Below are 16,594 nucleotides of genomic sequence, written 5' to 3'. Positions count from 1 at the left end.
CTCTAGTCGGGTTTTGTTCTGGGCTCGGCCGGCACACCGAGATCGTTCAGCAGCGCTTCGATCCAGGCGCCGACGGCAGCCACCGACGCCACCCGTTCGCGGGCTTCGCTGGGGCCGTCGCCGACCTTGATGGATCGACCGTCGAGCGCATTGACGGCGGCAAAGCCGGCTTCGTCGGTGAGGTCGTCGCCAAGGAACACGGGGGTGCGGCCGGCGAACGGCGCTTCCTGCATGAAGGCGCGGATCACCTCGCCCTTGCTCGCGCCGCGGGGCTTGAGTTCGAACACGCACTTGCCGGGCTGCAGGGTCAGTACCTCGGCGTAACGCTGGGCGAAGTCTTCGGCCAGGGTGCGGGCAATCTCCTCAAGTTCCGGCGCCTGACGGAAATGCAGCGCGAAGGCGACGCTCTTGTTCTCCAGATGCAGCCCGGGATGTTCGCAGCAAGCCTGCTGCAACTCGCGCTGGATGCGCTCCAACGCCTGCTTGTCGAGTGCCAGGTTGCGCAGCTCACCTGTGGCATCGCGGCGCTCGGCACCGTGCACACCGGCAGCGGGAAGTTGCAGGGGCGCCAGCAGCGCATCGAGTTGCGCGAGCGGGCGACCGGAAATCACTGCGACAGGAATGCCGCCAGCATGCAGGCGTTCCAGGGCCGCGAGCGTGGCCGGTGGAATAAAGACGAGTTCCGGTCGCGGCTGGATCTCAGCCAGCGTTCCGTCGACATCGAAGAAGAAGGCGTAGCGCCGAGGCTCTGGCGCGGGTTGGTCGTTTTGATCGTTCATGCAGAGTAGGACTCCGGATCACGCGCGGTGGTTCGTCCCCGTTTTCACTACTACGGTCATGCATCTATGGCGGGGGAAGGATGGACCCGGATGTCGGATCCAGCCAGCCGGCGAGCCTGAATCTTCGCCGAGCCGCCGGGTCACAACCTGCAAGACCGATGTCCTGACAGGAGACGATCATGAGCGATCAAAAACCCTACACCCCGACGGGGGTCGACGACACCGAAGACCGCATGGGCTCCATCGAACAGCTCGACTTCGACCAGCGCCGCGACGAGCGCAAGGGCCGCATCGGTGACGAAGTGCCGGGTGAGCAGATGGCAGACGAGTTCACCGCCGAACGCGCCGCCGAGGCAGGCATGACGGCCGGCGAAGTACCAGATGGCGAAACCACCATGGACGACATGGCCCCGGAAACCCTGATCCCCGAGGACGGCGCGCGCTCGCCGAGCGAACGCGGCCATGGCGGCCCTGCGGACCAGGACCTGAGCGTAGTGTCCGAGCATGAGATCGGCGCCGACGTGGACCTCGACGAAGCCGAACTCGGCCGCTACGACCCACTCGATGGCAAACCCTGGGATGGCCCTGCCGAGGGCGACCAAGACACTGGCCTCAGCGGTGGCGAGGCGGTATTGCGCGAGGATGACAGCGTGCTGTCCGACGAAGAACTGGAAGGCGAAGCGCCACTGGATTCGGGGCGGGACAAGCGGCCGGGCGAATAGAGCGGGGCCGTTCGCCGCACTCGGTAGGCAGGAGCGACAGTTCCGCGGAACTCACAAGGCGGCCTCGGCTGCCTTGCGTAGGCGTAGGTGGATGTTTGATTTTTACATCCACCATGACGCGAACACGGTGGATCGGTGAAGCGTGATCCACCCTACCAGGCTGGCGACAGTCAGAGGTCGGCAACAGCGATCGTGGCGCCAACGAACTCAAGCACAAAAACCGAAGCCCGCGGCGATCAATCCAGCAACGTGCAGGCCATCACCAGCGCATCTTCACGGCCGTCTGCCGCCGGGTAGTACGCACGGCGCCGGCCGACTTCGTTGAAGCCATAACGCTCGTAAAGCCGATAGGCCGTGGTGTTGCTCGCACGTACCTCAAGGAAGCACTCGCGCCCGCCACGTTCCCGGGCACGCTGCATCAGGTGCTCGAGCAGGCGCAGGCCGAGACCGCGGCCCTGGCTCTGCGGCTTGACGGTGATATTGAGCAGGTGCGCCTCGTCGAGAATGAGGTTGATCACACCATGACCGACCTGCTGCTCCCCTTCGAACATCACCCAGCACTCGTAGGCACTCAGCGCATCGTTGAAGATGCCGCGCGTCCAGGGATGGCTGAAGGCGGCGTACTCGATCTTCAACACGGTTTCGATATCCGCCGCGGTCATCGGGCGGAAGCTGACAGCATCACTCATCACGCGTACTCATGAACCTATGTGCCAGCGCGGCATGCTGCGGCGCAGGGCTTTCCACAGCTCGGCCTTGGCGGCCGGCTGCTCCATCAACTGTTCCAGGCCGGGCATCGCCAGTGCGCGACCGAGCCCTTCGACAGCCAGCTCGCGATAGCAGGCGTCGACATCCACTTCACCGGCGAAACGCAGCGCCGGACGACCGATCAGCCAGATGCAATCGCAGCCCATGTTTTCCAGCTCGGCGGCCATCACGCCTTGCACGTAATCGCGCGCGGCCTCGCCGCCCTGGTCGAGGCTACCCTTGTTCAGCAGCGGCCAGCGAATCGGCTCGCCATCGCCGACCTGTTGCGGCTTGTCCGGCAGGCGCGCGGCGCGCAGCAGGTCCTTGAGCAGGATGTAGGCCGGGTCGCGGCTCTGGAAGGATTCGCCGGTGGGCAGTTCAACCACCAGCAGCACGTTGCCCGCGCGCATCAGCTGCAGCGAGAAACGTGGCGGCGGCTCGATGGGCTTGGCCGGCTCGGCCGCTTGTTCTTCTGCCGCAGCAGCAACCGGTTCCGGCTGCTTGGGTTCCGGCATGGCGATACGTGGGCGCGGCGCCTGCGGCGGTTCGACTGCAGCTGCTGCGGGTGCCCGCTCCACCACCGGCGCGGCCACGGGCACCTCGGCTGGCGGAGCGACAGCAATATCCGGCTCCGCCTCGAGCTCGACCGGCGACAGCAACTCCAGCCGCGACGGTGCAGCAAAGGGCAGCTCGGTACGCGGCAGCCAGCTGGCTACCTGCATGGCGTCGAGGTAGGCCCGACGCCGGGCTTCGTTGATCAAACGCCTTCCACCTGTGGGTGAGCCTTGGCGCCGACCTGCATCAGATTGAGCGCGTTGAGGTAAGCCTTCGCCGAGGCGACGACGATATCGGTATCGGCGCCGTTGCCATTGACGATGCGCCCGCCCTTCTCCAGCCGCACGGTCACTTCGCCCTGGGAATCGGTGCCCTGAGTGATGGCATTGACCGAATACAGCTGCAACGTGGCGCCCGACTCGGCAACGGCCTCGATGGCTTTGAAAGTGGCGTCAACCGGGCCGGAGCCCTGGGCTTGGGCGCTGCGCTCGGCGCCGTCGACGCTGAGCACCAGCTTGGCTTCGGGGATCGTGCCGGTCTTGCTCGCCACTTCCAGGCTGGCCAGCTTGAAGTGCTCTGGCGCTTCGTCAGCCAGGGTGTCGGAGACCAGCGCCTGCAGGTCTTCGTCGAAGATTTCGTGCTTCTTGTCGGCCAGCTCCTTGAAGCGGGCGAACGCCGCATTCAGCTCGTCGCCTTCGAGCACGATGCCCAGCTCGTCCAGGCGCGAACGGAATGCGGCGCGGCCAGAGTGCTTGCCCATGACCATCTTGTTGGCGTTCCAGCCGACCGACTGGGCGGACATGATCTCGTAGGTTTCGCGGTGCTTGAGCACGCCGTCCTGGTGGATGCCCGACTCGTGGGCGAAGGCGTTGGCGCCGACGATGGCCTTGTTCGGCTGCACCGGGAAGCCGGTGATACCCGACACCAGACGCGAGGCGGCGAGGATGTGTTCGGTCTCGATGCGGGTATGCACATTGAGCAGGTCCTGACGGGTCTTGATCGCCATGACGATCTCTTCCAGCGCGGCGTTGCCGGCACGCTCGCCGAGGCCATTGATGGTGCACTCCACCTGGCGTGCACCGGCGACCACCGCGGCCAGGGAGTTGGCCACGGCCAGGCCCAGGTCGTTGTGGCAATGCACGGAGAACACCGCCTTGTCGGCGTTGGGGATGCGTTCGAGCAGCTGGCGGATGGTGTCGGCGTACTGGTGCGGGATCGCGTAGCCGACGGTGTCCGGGATGTTGATGGTGCGGGCGCCGGCGTCGATGGCGGCCTCGATGATGCGGCAGAGGAAGTCGATCTCGGAGCGGCCGGCATCCTCGCAGGAGAATTCCACGTCAGCACACAGGCTGCGCGCCTTCTTCACGGCGCGCACCGCCTGCTCGACCACCTGATCCGGCTGCATGCGCAGCTTGTACTGCATGTGGATCGGGCTGGTGGCGATAAAAGTGTGGATGCGCCCGGAATTGGCGCCGGCCAGTGCTTCGGCGGCACGCTCGATGTCGGCATCGACGGCGCGCGCCAGGCTGCACACGGTGCTGTCCTTGATGTTGTCGGCAACCAGCTTCACCGCGGCGAAGTCGCCGGGGCTGGCGATGGCGAAGCCCGCCTCGATCACGTCCACCTTCAGCCGCTCCAGCGCCCGGGCGATGCGCAGCTTTTCCTCACCGGTCATGGACGCGCCGGGGCTCTGCTCGCCGTCGCGCAGGGTGGTGTCGAAGATGATGACGCGATCATTGCTGCTCATAGGAAATCCTCACGGCTGCCGAGCGCCTCTCAGGGGGCGCTGTAGTCCGCGGATTGTCGCGTGAAATGAACAAAGCGGGAAGGCGAAGCTGCGTTTGGCATGGGTTGTTGTCGCGTAGGGTGGAAAACGCCAGAGGCTTTTCCACCGCGGGGGAACGTTGGTGGAAAACGCTTCGCGGTTTTCCACCCTACGAAGGCCAGCCCCCAACGTAGGGTGGATGTCGCTTTTTACATCCACCGCCGCGCCGCCAACAAAGCAAAAGGCCCCGCTACCAGAGCAGCGGGGCCTTTCGTTCTTGCGTGCAACTTGTCGCTGGCTTACTGATCCCAGGCCCGGTCGCCGTGCTCATCCTTGATCCGGGTCGGCAGACCCATCACATCGAGCAGCTTGAGGAACGGCTGGGCCGGCAGCTCTTCGACGTTGACCATGCGCTGCGCATCCCACTCGCCACGTGCTACCAGCAGCGCAGCGGCAACCGGCGGCACGCCGGCGGTGTAGGAGATGCCTTGGCTGTCGGTCTCGGCGTAGGCTTCTTCGTGGTCGGCGACGTTGTAGATGAACAGCTCGCGCGGCTGCCCGTCCTTCGTGCCCTTGACCAGATCGCCGATGCAGGTCTTGCCGGTGTAGCCCGGCGCCAGCGAGGCGGGATCGGGCAGCACGGCCTTGACCACCTTGAGCGGAACCACTTCCAGGCCTTCGGCGGTGCGCACCGGCTGCTCGGAGAGCAGGCCAAGGCTGTTCAGCACGGTAAAGACGTTGATGTAGTGCTCGCCGAAGCTCATCCAGAAACGGATGTTCGGCACATCGAGGTGTTTGGACAGCGAGTGCACCTCGTCATGGCCGGTCAGGTAGAGGCTCTGTTCACCCACGACCGGCAGGTCATCGGTGCGTTTGACCTCGAACATGCGATTGGTCGTCCACTGGCTGTTCTGCCAGCTGTAAACCTGACCGGTGAATTCGCGGAAATTGATTTCCGGGTCGAAATTGGTGGCGAAATACTTGCCGTGCGAACCGGCGTTGACGTCGAGGATGTCGATCGACTCGATCTTGTCGAAGTACTCCTGCTGCGCCAGGGCAGCGTAAGCATTGACCACGCCTGGGTCGAAACCGACGCCGAGGATGGCGGTGACGCCCTTTTCCTGGCACTCGGCCAGGTGCTTCCACTCGTAGTTGCCATACCACGGCGGCGTTTCGCAGATCTTGCCCGGCTCTTCGTGGATCGCGGTATCGAGATACGCGGCACCGGTGTCGATGCAGGCGCGCAGCACGGACATGTTGAGGAAGGCAGAACCGACGTTGATGACGATCTGCGATTCGGTTTCACGAATCAGTGCCTTGGTCGCTTCCACGTCCAGGGCGTCCAGCGCATAGGCCTTGATCTCGCCGGGCTGCTGCAGCCCGCCCTTGGCTTGGACGCTGTCGATGATGGCCTGGCATTTGGAGATGCTGCGCGACGCGATAGCAATACGACCGAGTTCGTCGTTGTGCTGCGCGCACTTGTGGGCCACCACCTTGGCAACACCTCCTGCACCAATGATAAGAACGTTTTTCTTCAATTGTTTCACCCCCTTGTACTGCGGCCTCAGGAAAGGCTGGACAGGTAATCGTTAAAGTCGAACTCACGAACCACCTCGACGCTGCCGTCGAGCTGCTTTACCACGATGGACGGCATTTTCAGGCCGTTGAACCAGTTCTTCTTGACCATGGTGTAGCCCGCCGCGTCGATGAACGACAGCCGATCGCCGATGGCCAGCGGACGATCGAATTGGTACTCGCCGAAGATGTCGCCGGCCAGACAGGATTTGCCGCACACCATGTAGCTGTGCTCGCCGTCGTTGGGCGCCATCTTGGCGTTGAGGCGATAGATCAGCAGGTCGAGCATGTGCGCCTCGATCGAGCTGTCGACCACCGCCAGGTTCTTGCCGTTGTACAGCGTGTCGAGCACCGTCACTTCCAGCGACGCACTCATGGTGATCGCCGCTTCGCCGGGCTCCAGGTAAACCTGTACGCCGAATTTTTCCGAGAAGGCTTTCAGCCGCGCACAGAAGGCATCCAGCGGATAGCCTTCGCCGGTGAAATGGATGCCGCCGCCGAGGCTGACCCACTCGACCTTTTCCAGCAGGTGGCCGAAGCGCTCCTCGATGGTGGTCAGCATCTGGTCGAACAGCTCGAAGCTGGAGTTCTCGCAGTTGTTGTGGAACATGAAGCCGCTGATCTTGCCGATCACCGCCTCGATCTTTGCCGGATAGTGCTCGCCAAGACGGCTGAACGGCCGCGCCGGGTCGGCCAGCAGATAGTCGGAACTGCTCACCTGCGGATTGACCCGCAGGCCGCGGATGATGCCCTCGGTGCCGGCCTCGAAACGCTCCAGCTGGCCAATGGAGTTGAAGATGATCTTGTCGCAGTTGGCGACCATCTCTTCGATCTCATCATCGGCCCAGGCCACGCTGTAGGCGTGGGTTTCGCCGGCGAACTTCTGCCGGCCGAGCTTGAGTTCGTACAGCGAGGACGAAGTGGTGCCATCCATGTACTGCTGCATCAGGTCGAATACCGACCAGGTGGCGAAGCACTTGAGGGCCAGCAGCGCCTTGGCGCCGGAGTGTTCGCGCACGTAGGCGATCTTCTCCAGGTTGCCCAGGAGCTTCTGTTTATCAATGAGGTAATACGGCGTCTGGATCATGTCTACGTGCCCCCAAGGGATTTCGCCGGACAGGAGCCGGCAGCTCCCGTTTGCAAAAGCCGCGAATTGTGCCGATTACCGGCGCAGATCGAAATAGATTTTCAACACTTCGTCACCATTCAAGGACATCCGGCAGCACCGATGTGGCTGCAAGCGCCGATGCTAGACAGGCTAACCCGCCTGCAATGACGTTCAAGTGAATCGCCCAGTTGATTGCCGGGCGCCGCATTCAGAGCGCGTCCGATTGTCCGGCGGGCCTTCAGTGGGCTGTCAATGCAGTACAATTCGCGCTTTTTCACTGGCTGGACTGGCGCCTCGATGATCGAACCCAAGCGCGTACTGCGTGCCCTCGCCGAACACTGGACGTTGCTCGAGCCGCTGTGCGAGCGTTTCGACGCCGGCACCCTGAGCCTGGTCGAACTTCGTCATCAGCTGGCCGCGCAACTGCCCGAAGGCACGCCCACCGATATCACCGCCCTGCTCGACCAGTGGATCCGCCTGGACATCCTGGTGCCGGTGGCCAAGAGCCCCAACCGCTTCGAGCTGAACGCGCAGATCCACGACTTCCTCGCCTACCTGCGCCGCGAGCACCGCCTCGGCCTGTGCCTGGAGATCGAAGCCTACCTGCGCCACCTGGAGCGCCTGGCCGGGCATATCCTCGATGCATTCGAGATTCGCGATGGCAACGATCTGGCCCGCCAGCTGCGGCTGCTGGACATGCGCGTGCGCGATGTATTGAAGAAGCTCGATAACGACGAGCAGGCGCTAGTTGCCGTGGCCGACCGGGCCAAGACCAGCGACCGTCAGATTCCGCTGCGCCAGCGCTATGCAGAGGTGTTGGCGACCTGGGACGAATACGTTGAGCCGATGATCCAGCTGGTCTCCGCCGATGGCGCCTTCGAGCAGGGCGTGCACCGCGTCGAGCAGGTTCTGATGAAACTGCTCGGCGAACAGCAACGCCTTGGCCAGCTGGTGGACGACGACCTCCTGCTGCGCACCCACGCGCGCATCCTCGAGATGCAGACCACCGCTCAGCTGACCCTGCGCAAGGCCCGCGAACTGCTGCTGCCGCTGCGCGAGGAAGCCCGCCGGCACAATGCGGTGACCCGCGGCGCCGCGCTGGCGCTGTCGGCGATCCGCAAGAAAGGCCTGGACGCCGTACCGCAGGCCTCGCTGCCGCTGTTCACCCGTCCACAGAGCACTTTTCTCGGCACTGCCAGCCAGGTCGAGGCCTACGTCTATGCCCTGGCCCGCTTCGAGCCGAAACCGGCGCAGTTCCCGCGGGCCAGCAGCAAGCGCAAGAGCGAGCAGCCGCGCGCACCGCGCACCGCCCGCGAGATGATCGAGCGGTGCCAGCAGGCACTGCCGCTGCCGGACCTGATGGCCTGGCTGCTGGAACAGGAACCCGAGGGTGCCACCGACGAGCTGCTCTACTGGTTTTCGCGCCTGTCCCGCGACAGCCGCTTCCAGCGCGACCGCCTGGAGCGTCGCGAATACCTGACCCGCGAGCACCGCGTCAGCCTCAGCTCCTTTGCGCTGGTGGCCAATGCGAATGGCTAATCCCTACGTAGGGTGGACAACGCTTTGCTTGTCCACCGCTGACACCGAACTTTCCGGTGAAAAAGGCTGCGCCGTTTTCCACCCTACGATTGCCTGTGAGCCACATCTATGAACATCGACCTCAAGGAAATGACCCAGCTGGCGCCGATCTTCCGCGAGCTGTTCAAGGGCTATCACCTGTCGCGCAGCGAGCCGGAGCCCTACGCGCAGCTGTCGAACATGCAGGACCAGTACCGCGCGCTGTTCAAGGCACTCGGCTTCGAGCTGGTCTGCGATCCGCGCGGCTTCTACTACTTCGTCCCCGAGCAGATGGGCGCGCAGGTGAACAAGACCGCCCAGCGCCTGGCGCTGTTCACCTTTATCCTCGTCGAGCACCTGGCTGACCAGGGCCGCGATCCGCTGGCCGTGCTCGACGGCGGCAGCCTTGGTCGCGATGAACTGCCAGCACTGCTGGACAAGTACCGCGACCTGTTCCTGCAGGCCGAAGTCACCACGCAGGAAGAGCTGGAAGAGAAGGTCATCCGCCGCCTGACACAGCTGGGCTTCGCCGAGGACAGCAACGGCGTCTACCGCTTCCTGCCGCCGATGCACCGCTTCCTCGACGTCTGTCTGTCGGTGCAGCAGGACCGCGATCTCGCCGCCAGCCTGCACAGCAGCGACCTGCCGCTGCCGGCACCCGAGCTGATCGCCGAAGACGAGAGCGAGGACGACATCATCCTCATCGACGAGCCGCTGGAAGAGTCCGAAGAGGACGCCCTGGCCCGCGCCATCGCCGAAGAAAAGGAGCTTGAAGCATGAGCCAGGAACGCTACGGCATCCGCCGCTTCGCCCTGCTGAACACTGCCGGCTACAGCCTCGGCATCTTTCCGCTGGAGAATCCGCTGTCGGTCTACGGCGCCAACAACCTGGGCAAGTCTGCGTCGATCAACGCGCTGCAGTTCCCGATCCTGGCGCGCATGTCGGACATGAGCTTCGGCAAGTACAGTCTCGAACAGTCGCGCAAGTTCTACTTCGCCTCGGACACCAGCTACATCCTCGTCGAAGTCATGCTGCCCCACGGCCCGCACGTGATCGGCGTGGCCGGTCGTGGCCCGGGCGGCGGTTTCGGTCATCAGTTCTTCGTCTACCAGGGCTCGCTGGATCTCGACCATTACCAGCAGAACGGCACCTGCCTGCGCCAGCGCGAGCTGTTCGCCAACCTCGAGCGCGCCGGCATCAAGGCCTACGAGGCCAAGCCGGACGAGCTGCGCCGGCTGCTGGTCGGCGGGCACACCTCGATCCCGCTGGACATGACGCTGATCCCGCTGCGTTCGACCAGCGAACAGAGCCTGAAGACCTTCCGCGCGCTGTTCATCAACCTGCTGCATATGCGCGAGATCACCGCGGCCAAATTGAAGCAGCTGTTCCTCGATGCCTTCGAGCACAGCCTGCGCTCGGGCAGCGTCGATTACATCGCCGCCACCGAAGAAGCCTTCCGCGATGTGCGCCGCATGGAGCAGGACTACCAGGCGCTGGTCGCCGCCGGCCCGCTGGTCGAGGCGCTGGCTTCCGGTGTCGCCCAGCGCGAGCTGCTGCGCGGCAAGCTGCATCGCCTGTCGCCGTTGCTCGACAACCTGCTCGGCACCTGGCACGACTACGCCGATGCACGCAAGGAAGAGCTGGTGATCCAGGCCGAGCACTACCGTCGCGAGCAGGACGGCCTGCAGAACGAACAGCGCGGCTCGACCGGCGAACTGATGCGCCTGGAACGTGAAATCAGCGAAGCCCAGCGCTGGCTCGGCGAGCTGGCGGTGCTGAAGAACCGTTTCGCCCTGGTCGAGGACGCCCATGTGCTGGAGCAGCAGCTGCTCGCCGCCAAGGACGCCCATGACGAGCTGGCCGGTGCATTGGCGCAGTCCCGTCAGTTCTCCAGCGAAGACCTCGACGAGCGCCTGCGCGATCTGGAGAAGCGTTTGAAGTCGGTGAAGCAACAGCTCGATCACGCCGACAACAACAGCTATTCGCGCCTGCGCGAAGAGTTCTCCCAGGCCGACGTCGACCGCCTGATGCGCCTGTTCAACGGCCAGTTGTTCAGCCTGCCGCTCGGCGAAAAAGGCATCACTGCCGAGGGTGACGACTGGGTCAAGGCGGTCGAGGCCGTGCTGGATCGCTTCAAGGGCGACACCTTCTCGGTGCCGGGCCTGTCCATCGACCTCTCGCATATCGAGCCACCGGCGCTGCAGGCGCTGGCCGACCGTGCCGCCCTGCGCGACCAGAAGGATCGTCTGGAGCGCGAGCTCAAGCAGCTCAAGACGCAGCATGCGGTGGCCGTCGACCGCGCCGCAAGCAAGGCCCAGGCCGAGGCGCTGTATCAGGCCGTGCTGGATGCGCAGAAAGCGCTGGAAGACTTCCGCCGCAGCCAGACCCTGGCCGCCGAAGAGCCCGCCAAGCTGGAACAGCTGGCCCAGGCCGAAGCCGCCCAGGAAGAACTCAAGCGCACCAGTGACGCCTTCGCCGAGCGCGTCCAGCACCTGTCGGCCAAGCTGCAATTGGTCGGCCGCCAGCTGGCCGACCTGGAGGCCAAGGAGCGCACGCTGGAAGACGCCCTGCGTCGTCGCCAGCTGCTGCCGAGCAACCTACCGTTCGGTACGCCCTTCATGGACCCGGTGGACGACTCCCTCGATAACCTGCTGCCGCTGCTCAACGACTACCAGGACAGTTGGCAGGCGCTGCAGCGCGTCGACGGCCAGATCGAGGCGCTGTATGCGCAGGTGCGCCTGAAAGGCGTGGCCAAGTTCGACAGCGAGGAAGATCCCGAGCGTCGTCTGCAACTCTTGGTCAACGCCTACGCGCATCGCCAGGACGAGGCGCTGACCCTGGCCAAGGCCCGCCGCGCCGCGGTCACCGACATAGCCCGGACACTGCGCAATATCCGCAGCGACTACGAGAGCCTGGAACACCAGCTGGCGCTGTTCAACCGCGAGATCAACAAGCGTCAGGTTTCCAACCTGGCGAGCTTCCGTATCGTGCTGGCGCCGAACAAGGATGCGCTCAAACACATCGACCAGATCATCCACAGCGCCGGGCAGTATGAGGAAGGCGAGACGCTGTCGGTGTTCGATCTTTCCCAGTCCGCCGAACAGGATGCGAAGAACGAGGAAGCCAAGGAGTACCTGGCGCGCCTGGTGGCAGCGAACAACAACCAGCTGGGCTTGAAAGACCTCTTCGAGCTGGCATTCGAGATCACCAAGGTCGGCGGCCAGCCGGTGATTCACACCGACATCGATGGCGCAGCGTCGAACGGCACCACCATGACCATCAAGGCGCTGACCAACATGTATCTGTTGCTGCACCTGATGGATCGCGAGCAGGCTGGGCGCATCCGCCTGCCCTACTACCTCGACGAGGCGGCGGACATCGACGAGCGCAACCAGCAGGCGCTGATCGAAACCAGCCTGCAGCTGGGCTTTGTGCCTATCCTCGCGTCGGTCAAGCCACAGGTCTCGGCCCACGTCGCCATCGACCTGGAAGGCGGCAGCGGGCCGGCCGGCATCTACATCGACGAGGCGGACTGGAAATACATCAGCCGCCGCGAACCGGTCGCCAGTGAGCACACTGCTTCAGCCCAAAGGGCGGAAGAGCCGGCCTGATCTCCCTGAACGACAAAGGGCCCCAAGGGGCCCTTTTTAATGCGCTCGCCGTAAGACGGGTTAGGCCCACCAATACCCGGACCACCAAGCCAGCGCGTCACCTGCCACTGGCAGCTTGCCCCAGCTCGATCTTCGGCGCCCAGTCGAACCACTCCTCCTGCGGCTCCTTGAACAAGGCAAAGGTCTGCCCTGGCAAGGCTCGCTGCCCCATACGCTCGCCATCAGGCGTGGCAAAGGCAACGCCGCCCTCGATCAGCGACTCCAACGAATCGGTACGCAGGCTGGCACCTTTGAACAGGCTGAAGTCGACACCGAAGCCACTGGTTTCCCAGAACCGGCTGCCGGTGTGCACCAGCGCGGCATAGCGTGGTTCGATCAGTACACGGATCAGCACACGGTCGGCAGTCTGACCGAGCTCAAAGCCAGTCACCTCACCGACCTTCACCTCGCGGTAGGTCACCGCATTACCCGGCTTGATCGAACCCAGACGCGCAGCGCTGAGGACCAGGGCGAGCCCTTCACCAGCCTTCTGCGGCTCACGCTCCTGGCCCACGAAACGCGCTTGAGCGACCGCACCCGGTTTGCCGGGAGCAACCTCAAGATAGGGACCACTGACCAGCGTATCCAGATTGGCGGTGCGCATGAGCCCCAGCTCGGGCCGGACGACCCAGAACTGCGTGCCCGCACGAGCAATCCGCGACTCCGCGGCGGTAATCCGGGCCTGCAGCACGACGTGTCCGAGGTCGTCGCTCAGCGTCACACTGTCAACCTCGCCGACCTCCAGCCCCTTGTAGCGGATCGGCGCTCCGGCACCGAGGCCGTCGCCGCGGTCCAGGCGAATCTCAATCGAGGTACCGCGGCGTATCGCGCTATCCCTGTCCTTGTGCAATTCAAAGCGGGGCACTTTTCTGGTGGCCGAGGCGTGCGGATCCGGCGTCTCGAACGCGATGCCCCCCGCCAGCAGGCTCTGCAGTGATTCGCTGCGCACCTCTATGCCGGATAGTCCGCCGGTCAGGGAAATGCCGCTGGCGTTCCAGAACCGGCTCGAGCTGTTCACCAGATCGGCATAGGGCTGTTCGATATGCACGCCAACCACGACCCGCTGCTGGTCGCGCGAGAACTGGTAGCTCTGCACGGAGCCAACCCGTACCTGCCGGTAGAGGACCGGGCTGCCGACATCCAGCGAGCCGAGATTGTCGGCGGTCAGCACAAGGTGAAGACCGGGCGAACGGATATCCAGAGGCGGCGCCTTGGCGCGCGCGACGAAATTGCGCCGGGGTTCGGCGCCCTTCTCGCCAGGGCGAACCGAAATGTAATTGCCGCGCACGAGGGCCTCGAGCCCGGAAATGCCGGCGACCGATACTGATGGCTTGACCACCCAGAATTGCGTGTCCTCGACCAGATAGTCCTCGAACAGCGGGTCGATCGAGAGTTCGGCCTGCGCGCCGCTGAGGTCCGAATCGATATCCAGCTTCTTCAGCAAACCGACCTGCATGCCTTTGTAGATCACCGGCGTGCGACCGGCCTGCAGCCCGTCGAAATCCTGCAGCGATACGAGCGTCTTGATACCGGCCTGGGCGGCATCGAAGTCCTCGTAAAGACGGAACGGAATGCTCGGGTCGGTGGCTGGGCTGTCCTTGCGGTGCGCTGGCGTGGCAAAGGCGATGCCGCCGGCCACGATGCTGGCCAGCGACTCAGTACGAAACTTCACCCCCGTCAGCCCGGCGTCCACGGTGACACCGCTGGCGTTCCAGAATCGCGTGTGTTTGCGCACCAGATGCGCGTACTCCGGCTGGATATACAGCTGCACCTCGACAGTACTGTCGTCCTCGGCCAACACGTAGTTCTTCACCTGGCCAACCTGTATCTGCCGATAGAACACCGGACTGCCGCGATTCAGCGAGCCGAGCCGCTCGGCCTTGAGCGTCAGGTGCAGGCCGATACGGCTGTCGGACATCGGCGGCTCTTCCGCCAGCGCGACGAACCGCTTGGTCGGCTCGCCATCGGCAGGGCTGATGCCGATATAGTTGCCCGATACCAGCGTCTCCAGGCCTGTGATCCCGGCTAGCGTCACACTGGGCTTGACTAGCCAGAAGCGCGTACCGCTGCGCAGGTAGCCATCGACGTCCTTGTTCATCTCGATGTCCGCCACCACGACTTGCCGACGCTCATCGTCGCCTAGGCGCAGATCACGCACGACACCGATCGTCATGCCCTTGTAGAGCACCGACGTCTTGCCGATCTCGATACCCTCGGCACTTTCGAAGACCACCTCGATGTGGATGCCTCGCTCGCTATAGGCCTGCCAGGCGAGCCACGCTCCGATCATCAGAGCGATCAGCGGCAGAATCCAGATGGCCGACCAGCTTGAGGCAGGACGGGTATTGGCTTGTGGCAGGTCAGTCATGCTTGTTCCCGGATTCCGTGTTATCCCAGATCAGACGAGGGTCGAACGTGATCGCAGCCAGCATGGTCAGGATGACCACGCTGGCGAAGGCTATTGCACCGAAGCCGGCTTCAACGCTGGCAAGGCTGCCAAAATTGACGATTGCCACCAGAATCGCGATGACGAAGATATCGAGCATGGACCAGCGTCCAATCCACTCGATAAAGCGAAAAACCAGAATCCGCTGGCGCGGCGACATCGGATGGTGGCGCTGCACCGAAAACAGCAACATCGCGATCCCGACCAGCTTGAAGGTCGGTACCAGAATGCTGGCGATGAACACCACAGCGGCAATCGGAAACATGCCGTGCTTGGCCAGGGTGACGACGCCGGACATGATCGTATCCGGCGTGCCGCTGCCGAGCATGCGCACCGTCATGATCGGCAGAAGATTGGCCGGCAGATAGAGCAGTGCTGCAGTGATCAAAAGTGCCCAGGTTCGAACGATGCTATTGGGCCTGCGCATATGCACGCGGGCGCCACAGCGGGTGCAGCGCCGATGGCGCTGGCCGGCGTCGGCTCGATTGAGCTGGTGACACTCGTGGCAAACCATCAACCCGGCGTCAGCGGCGCGCATCGCGACGCTCCGACAAGGCTTCCCAGACTTGGTGCGGTGACATCACCAACTCTAGCCAGACCTGAACGACCAGCAGACCGGCAAAGCACGCCAGCCCAATACCAAGGCTAAGCTCGGCCATATCCCTGAGCTTGATGATCGATACCAAGATGCCGAGCAGATAGACCTCCAGCATTCCCCATTCACGTAGATGGTGATACGTCCGATAGAGCGCCACGCCTAATGGCTTTGCTCGATCGAAAGCAATGCACGACAGTACTGCGAGCTGACACAGCAGCTTCAGCAACGGCACCGCCATGCTGCAAAGAAATACCACTACGGCAATGCCTTGCATGCCGCTGTTATAGAGGCTCAGCACACCGCTCCAGACGGTATCTTGGGTGACCCTGCCAAGCAGATTCAATTGCATGATGGGAAGAAAATTGGCGGGGAAGTACAACAGCAACGCGGCAAGCACCAAGGCCATTCCAGGCCCGACGATACGATGGCGCAAGCGAAACAGCTCACAACCGCAACGCGGGCACTCGGCGACCTCGCCGAGATTGAGCGTCGGCTTGAGCATCAGCAGGTCACATTCAGGACAAGCGGCCAGCTGCTCGAGCGGAACCTCCTCAAGCCCTGGCGTAGCAGCCGATTCCGGCATGGCAAATATCCGAGCAAAGTATTCATTCTAAACGAGCGATGGATGTCGCTGTGAGCTGTCAGTCGAGCGAGTCGACGAGACTGCCTGAGCTGCAACTCCGCCTGAATCTCGAGAGACTCCTGCAGTTTGCCGTCCCATGCTTGTGGCCCGGCTCATATCATCGCCAGAGAAAAGAGATCGCTGCACGGCTTGTAGAGCAGCCATCCCCTGTCGGCAACGTCCGACACCATCACTGGCGCTATCTGAAGCAATAGCTTGGACTTGGATACAGCCGCACACGGCCCTTCTGGTGAGGCGCGGCCTATTCCTCCCTCCCAACCCGAGCGGTTTGAAACCGGCCTCAAGCACCCAACACATCTCAAGCCTAAGTGCCTGCTGCGGTTTTCCAGAGCCCAAAAGCAAACCCCCGACCCGCTTTCGCGGATCGGGGGTTTGGGAAAGGAGCTTGACGATGACCTACTCTCACATGGGGAAACCCCACACTACCATCGGCGATGCGTCGTTTCACT

General features: G+C 63.5%; 13 protein-coding genes. 4 read left to right on the top strand and 9 right to left on the bottom strand.

The genetic code is table 11. The annotated features are described in order from the left end of the window. Nucleotides 1–2 precede the first annotated feature (2 nt). Nucleotides 3–779 (bottom strand): trehalose-phosphatase, encoded by a 777-nt coding sequence (gene otsB / locus BHD08_RS04465; RefSeq protein ID WP_125020972.1) that lies wholly within the window; start codon nucleotides 777–779, stop codon nucleotides 3–5. Nucleotides 780–958: 179 nt separating this feature from the next. On the opposite strand from otsB, the gene BHD08_RS04460 reads away from it, so the two are divergent. Beyond that, nucleotides 959–1,501: a hypothetical protein gene (locus BHD08_RS04460; RefSeq protein ID WP_125020971.1), complete on the top strand. Its 543-nt coding sequence runs from the start codon at nucleotides 959–961 to the stop codon at nucleotides 1,499–1,501. A gap of 236 nt (nucleotides 1,502–1,737) precedes the next feature. Here the strand turns inward: BHD08_RS04460 and rimI are convergent, their stop codons facing one another. From rimI to BHD08_RS04435, 5 genes are all read right to left on the bottom strand, one after another. Then, a complete protein-coding gene (gene rimI / locus BHD08_RS04455; RefSeq protein WP_125020970.1) occupies nucleotides 1,738–2,190 on the bottom strand; it encodes a ribosomal protein S18-alanine N-acetyltransferase in 453 nt (150 codons plus the stop codon). 9 nt (nucleotides 2,191–2,199) lie between these two features. Next, the gene (locus BHD08_RS04450) at nucleotides 2,200–3,009 is read right to left on the bottom strand and encodes an energy transducer TonB (protein WP_125020969.1); all 810 of its coding nucleotides are present in this window, start codon (nucleotides 3,007–3,009) and stop codon (nucleotides 2,200–2,202) included. Further along, nucleotides 3,006–4,550, bottom strand: coding sequence for a 2-isopropylmalate synthase (locus tag BHD08_RS04445; RefSeq protein ID WP_125020968.1), 1,545 nt, complete (start codon nucleotides 4,548–4,550; stop codon nucleotides 3,006–3,008). The genes BHD08_RS04450 and BHD08_RS04445 overlap by 4 nt, the downstream gene beginning before the upstream one ends. A 317-nt stretch (nucleotides 4,551–4,867) precedes the next feature. Continuing rightward, complete coding sequence (locus BHD08_RS04440; RefSeq protein ID WP_125020967.1) at nucleotides 4,868–6,106, bottom strand: saccharopine dehydrogenase family protein; 1,239 nt, start codon at nucleotides 6,104–6,106, stop codon at nucleotides 4,868–4,870. A 26-nt stretch (nucleotides 6,107–6,132) separates the two neighbouring features. Next, the gene (locus BHD08_RS04435) at nucleotides 6,133–7,230 is read right to left on the bottom strand and encodes a carboxynorspermidine decarboxylase (protein ID WP_125020966.1); all 1,098 of its coding nucleotides are present in this window, start codon (nucleotides 7,228–7,230) and stop codon (nucleotides 6,133–6,135) included. Nucleotides 7,231–7,548: 318 nt separating this feature from the next. On the opposite strand from BHD08_RS04435, the gene mksB reads away from it, so the two are divergent. From mksB to mksF, 3 genes are all read left to right on the top strand, one after another. Continuing rightward, entirely contained in the window at nucleotides 7,549–8,790 is a 1,242-nt protein-coding gene (gene mksB / locus BHD08_RS04430) for an Mks condensin complex protein MksB (protein WP_177412637.1), read from the top strand. Nucleotides 8,791–8,898: 108 nt separating this feature from the next. Next, a complete protein-coding gene (gene mksE / locus BHD08_RS04425) occupies nucleotides 8,899–9,588 on the top strand; it encodes an Mks condensin complex protein MksE (protein ID WP_014819293.1) in 690 nt (229 codons plus the stop codon). Continuing rightward, on the top strand, nucleotides 9,585–12,419 hold the full coding sequence (mksF, locus tag BHD08_RS04420; protein ID WP_125020964.1) for an Mks condensin complex protein MksF: 2,835 nt from the start codon (nucleotides 9,585–9,587) through the stop codon (nucleotides 12,417–12,419). The genes mksE and mksF overlap by 4 nt, the downstream gene beginning before the upstream one ends. 97 nt (nucleotides 12,420–12,516) lie before the next feature. Here mksF and BHD08_RS04415 read toward each other — a convergent pair whose 3' ends face one another. Genes BHD08_RS04415 through BHD08_RS04405 form a run of 3 tightly spaced genes read right to left on the bottom strand, consistent with a single transcriptional unit; the run spans nucleotide 12,517 to nucleotide 16,085 of the window. Beyond that, nucleotides 12,517–14,826, bottom strand: coding sequence for a PqiB family protein (locus tag BHD08_RS04415; protein WP_125020963.1), 2,310 nt, complete (start codon nucleotides 14,824–14,826; stop codon nucleotides 12,517–12,519). Continuing rightward, nucleotides 14,819–15,442, bottom strand: coding sequence for a paraquat-inducible protein A (locus BHD08_RS04410; RefSeq protein ID WP_125020962.1), 624 nt, complete (start codon nucleotides 15,440–15,442; stop codon nucleotides 14,819–14,821). The genes BHD08_RS04415 and BHD08_RS04410 overlap by 8 nt, the downstream gene beginning before the upstream one ends. Beyond that, on the bottom strand, nucleotides 15,429–16,085 hold the full coding sequence (locus tag BHD08_RS04405; RefSeq protein ID WP_015275941.1) for a paraquat-inducible protein A: 657 nt from the start codon (nucleotides 16,083–16,085) through the stop codon (nucleotides 15,429–15,431). Before BHD08_RS04405 ends, BHD08_RS04410 begins: the two co-directional genes overlap by 14 nt. Nucleotides 16,086–16,594: the final 509 nt, after the last annotated feature.

It is taken from the genome of Pseudomonas sp. SCT (assembly GCF_003864275.1).
GTDB lineage: Bacteria > Pseudomonadota > Gammaproteobacteria > Pseudomonadales > Pseudomonadaceae > Stutzerimonas > Stutzerimonas stutzeri_AE.
This window is presented reverse-complemented; position numbering and strand designations above follow the sequence as displayed.

Bases quoted from the DNA above. Each gene is read 5' to 3' on its own strand.
- mksE (WP_014819293.1), top strand. From the start codon at position 8,899: ATGAACATCGACCTCAAGGAAATGACCCAGCTGGCGCCGATCTTCCGC.
- BHD08_RS04445 (WP_125020968.1), bottom strand. From the start codon at position 4,550: ATGAGCAGCAATGATCGCGTCATCATCTTCGACACCACCCTGCGCGAC.
- BHD08_RS04415 (WP_125020963.1), bottom strand. From the start codon at position 14,826: ATGACTGACCTGCCACAAGCCAATACCCGTCCTGCCTCAAGCTGGTCG.
- rimI (WP_125020970.1), bottom strand. From the start codon at position 2,190: ATGAGTGATGCTGTCAGCTTCCGCCCGATGACCGCGGCGGATATCGAA.
- mksF (WP_125020964.1), top strand. From the start codon at position 9,585: ATGAGCCAGGAACGCTACGGCATCCGCCGCTTCGCCCTGCTGAACACT.
- BHD08_RS04460 (WP_125020971.1), top strand. From the start codon at position 959: ATGAGCGATCAAAAACCCTACACCCCGACGGGGGTCGACGACACCGAA.
- BHD08_RS04435 (WP_125020966.1), bottom strand. From the start codon at position 7,230: ATGATCCAGACGCCGTATTACCTCATTGATAAACAGAAGCTCCTGGGC.
- otsB (WP_125020972.1), bottom strand. From the start codon at position 779: ATGAACGATCAAAACGACCAACCCGCGCCAGAGCCTCGGCGCTACGCC.
- BHD08_RS04410 (WP_125020962.1), bottom strand. From the start codon at position 15,442: ATGCGCGCCGCTGACGCCGGGTTGATGGTTTGCCACGAGTGTCACCAG.
- mksB (WP_177412637.1), top strand. From the start codon at position 7,549: ATGATCGAACCCAAGCGCGTACTGCGTGCCCTCGCCGAACACTGGACG.
- BHD08_RS04405 (WP_015275941.1), bottom strand. From the start codon at position 16,085: ATGCCGGAATCGGCTGCTACGCCAGGGCTTGAGGAGGTTCCGCTCGAG.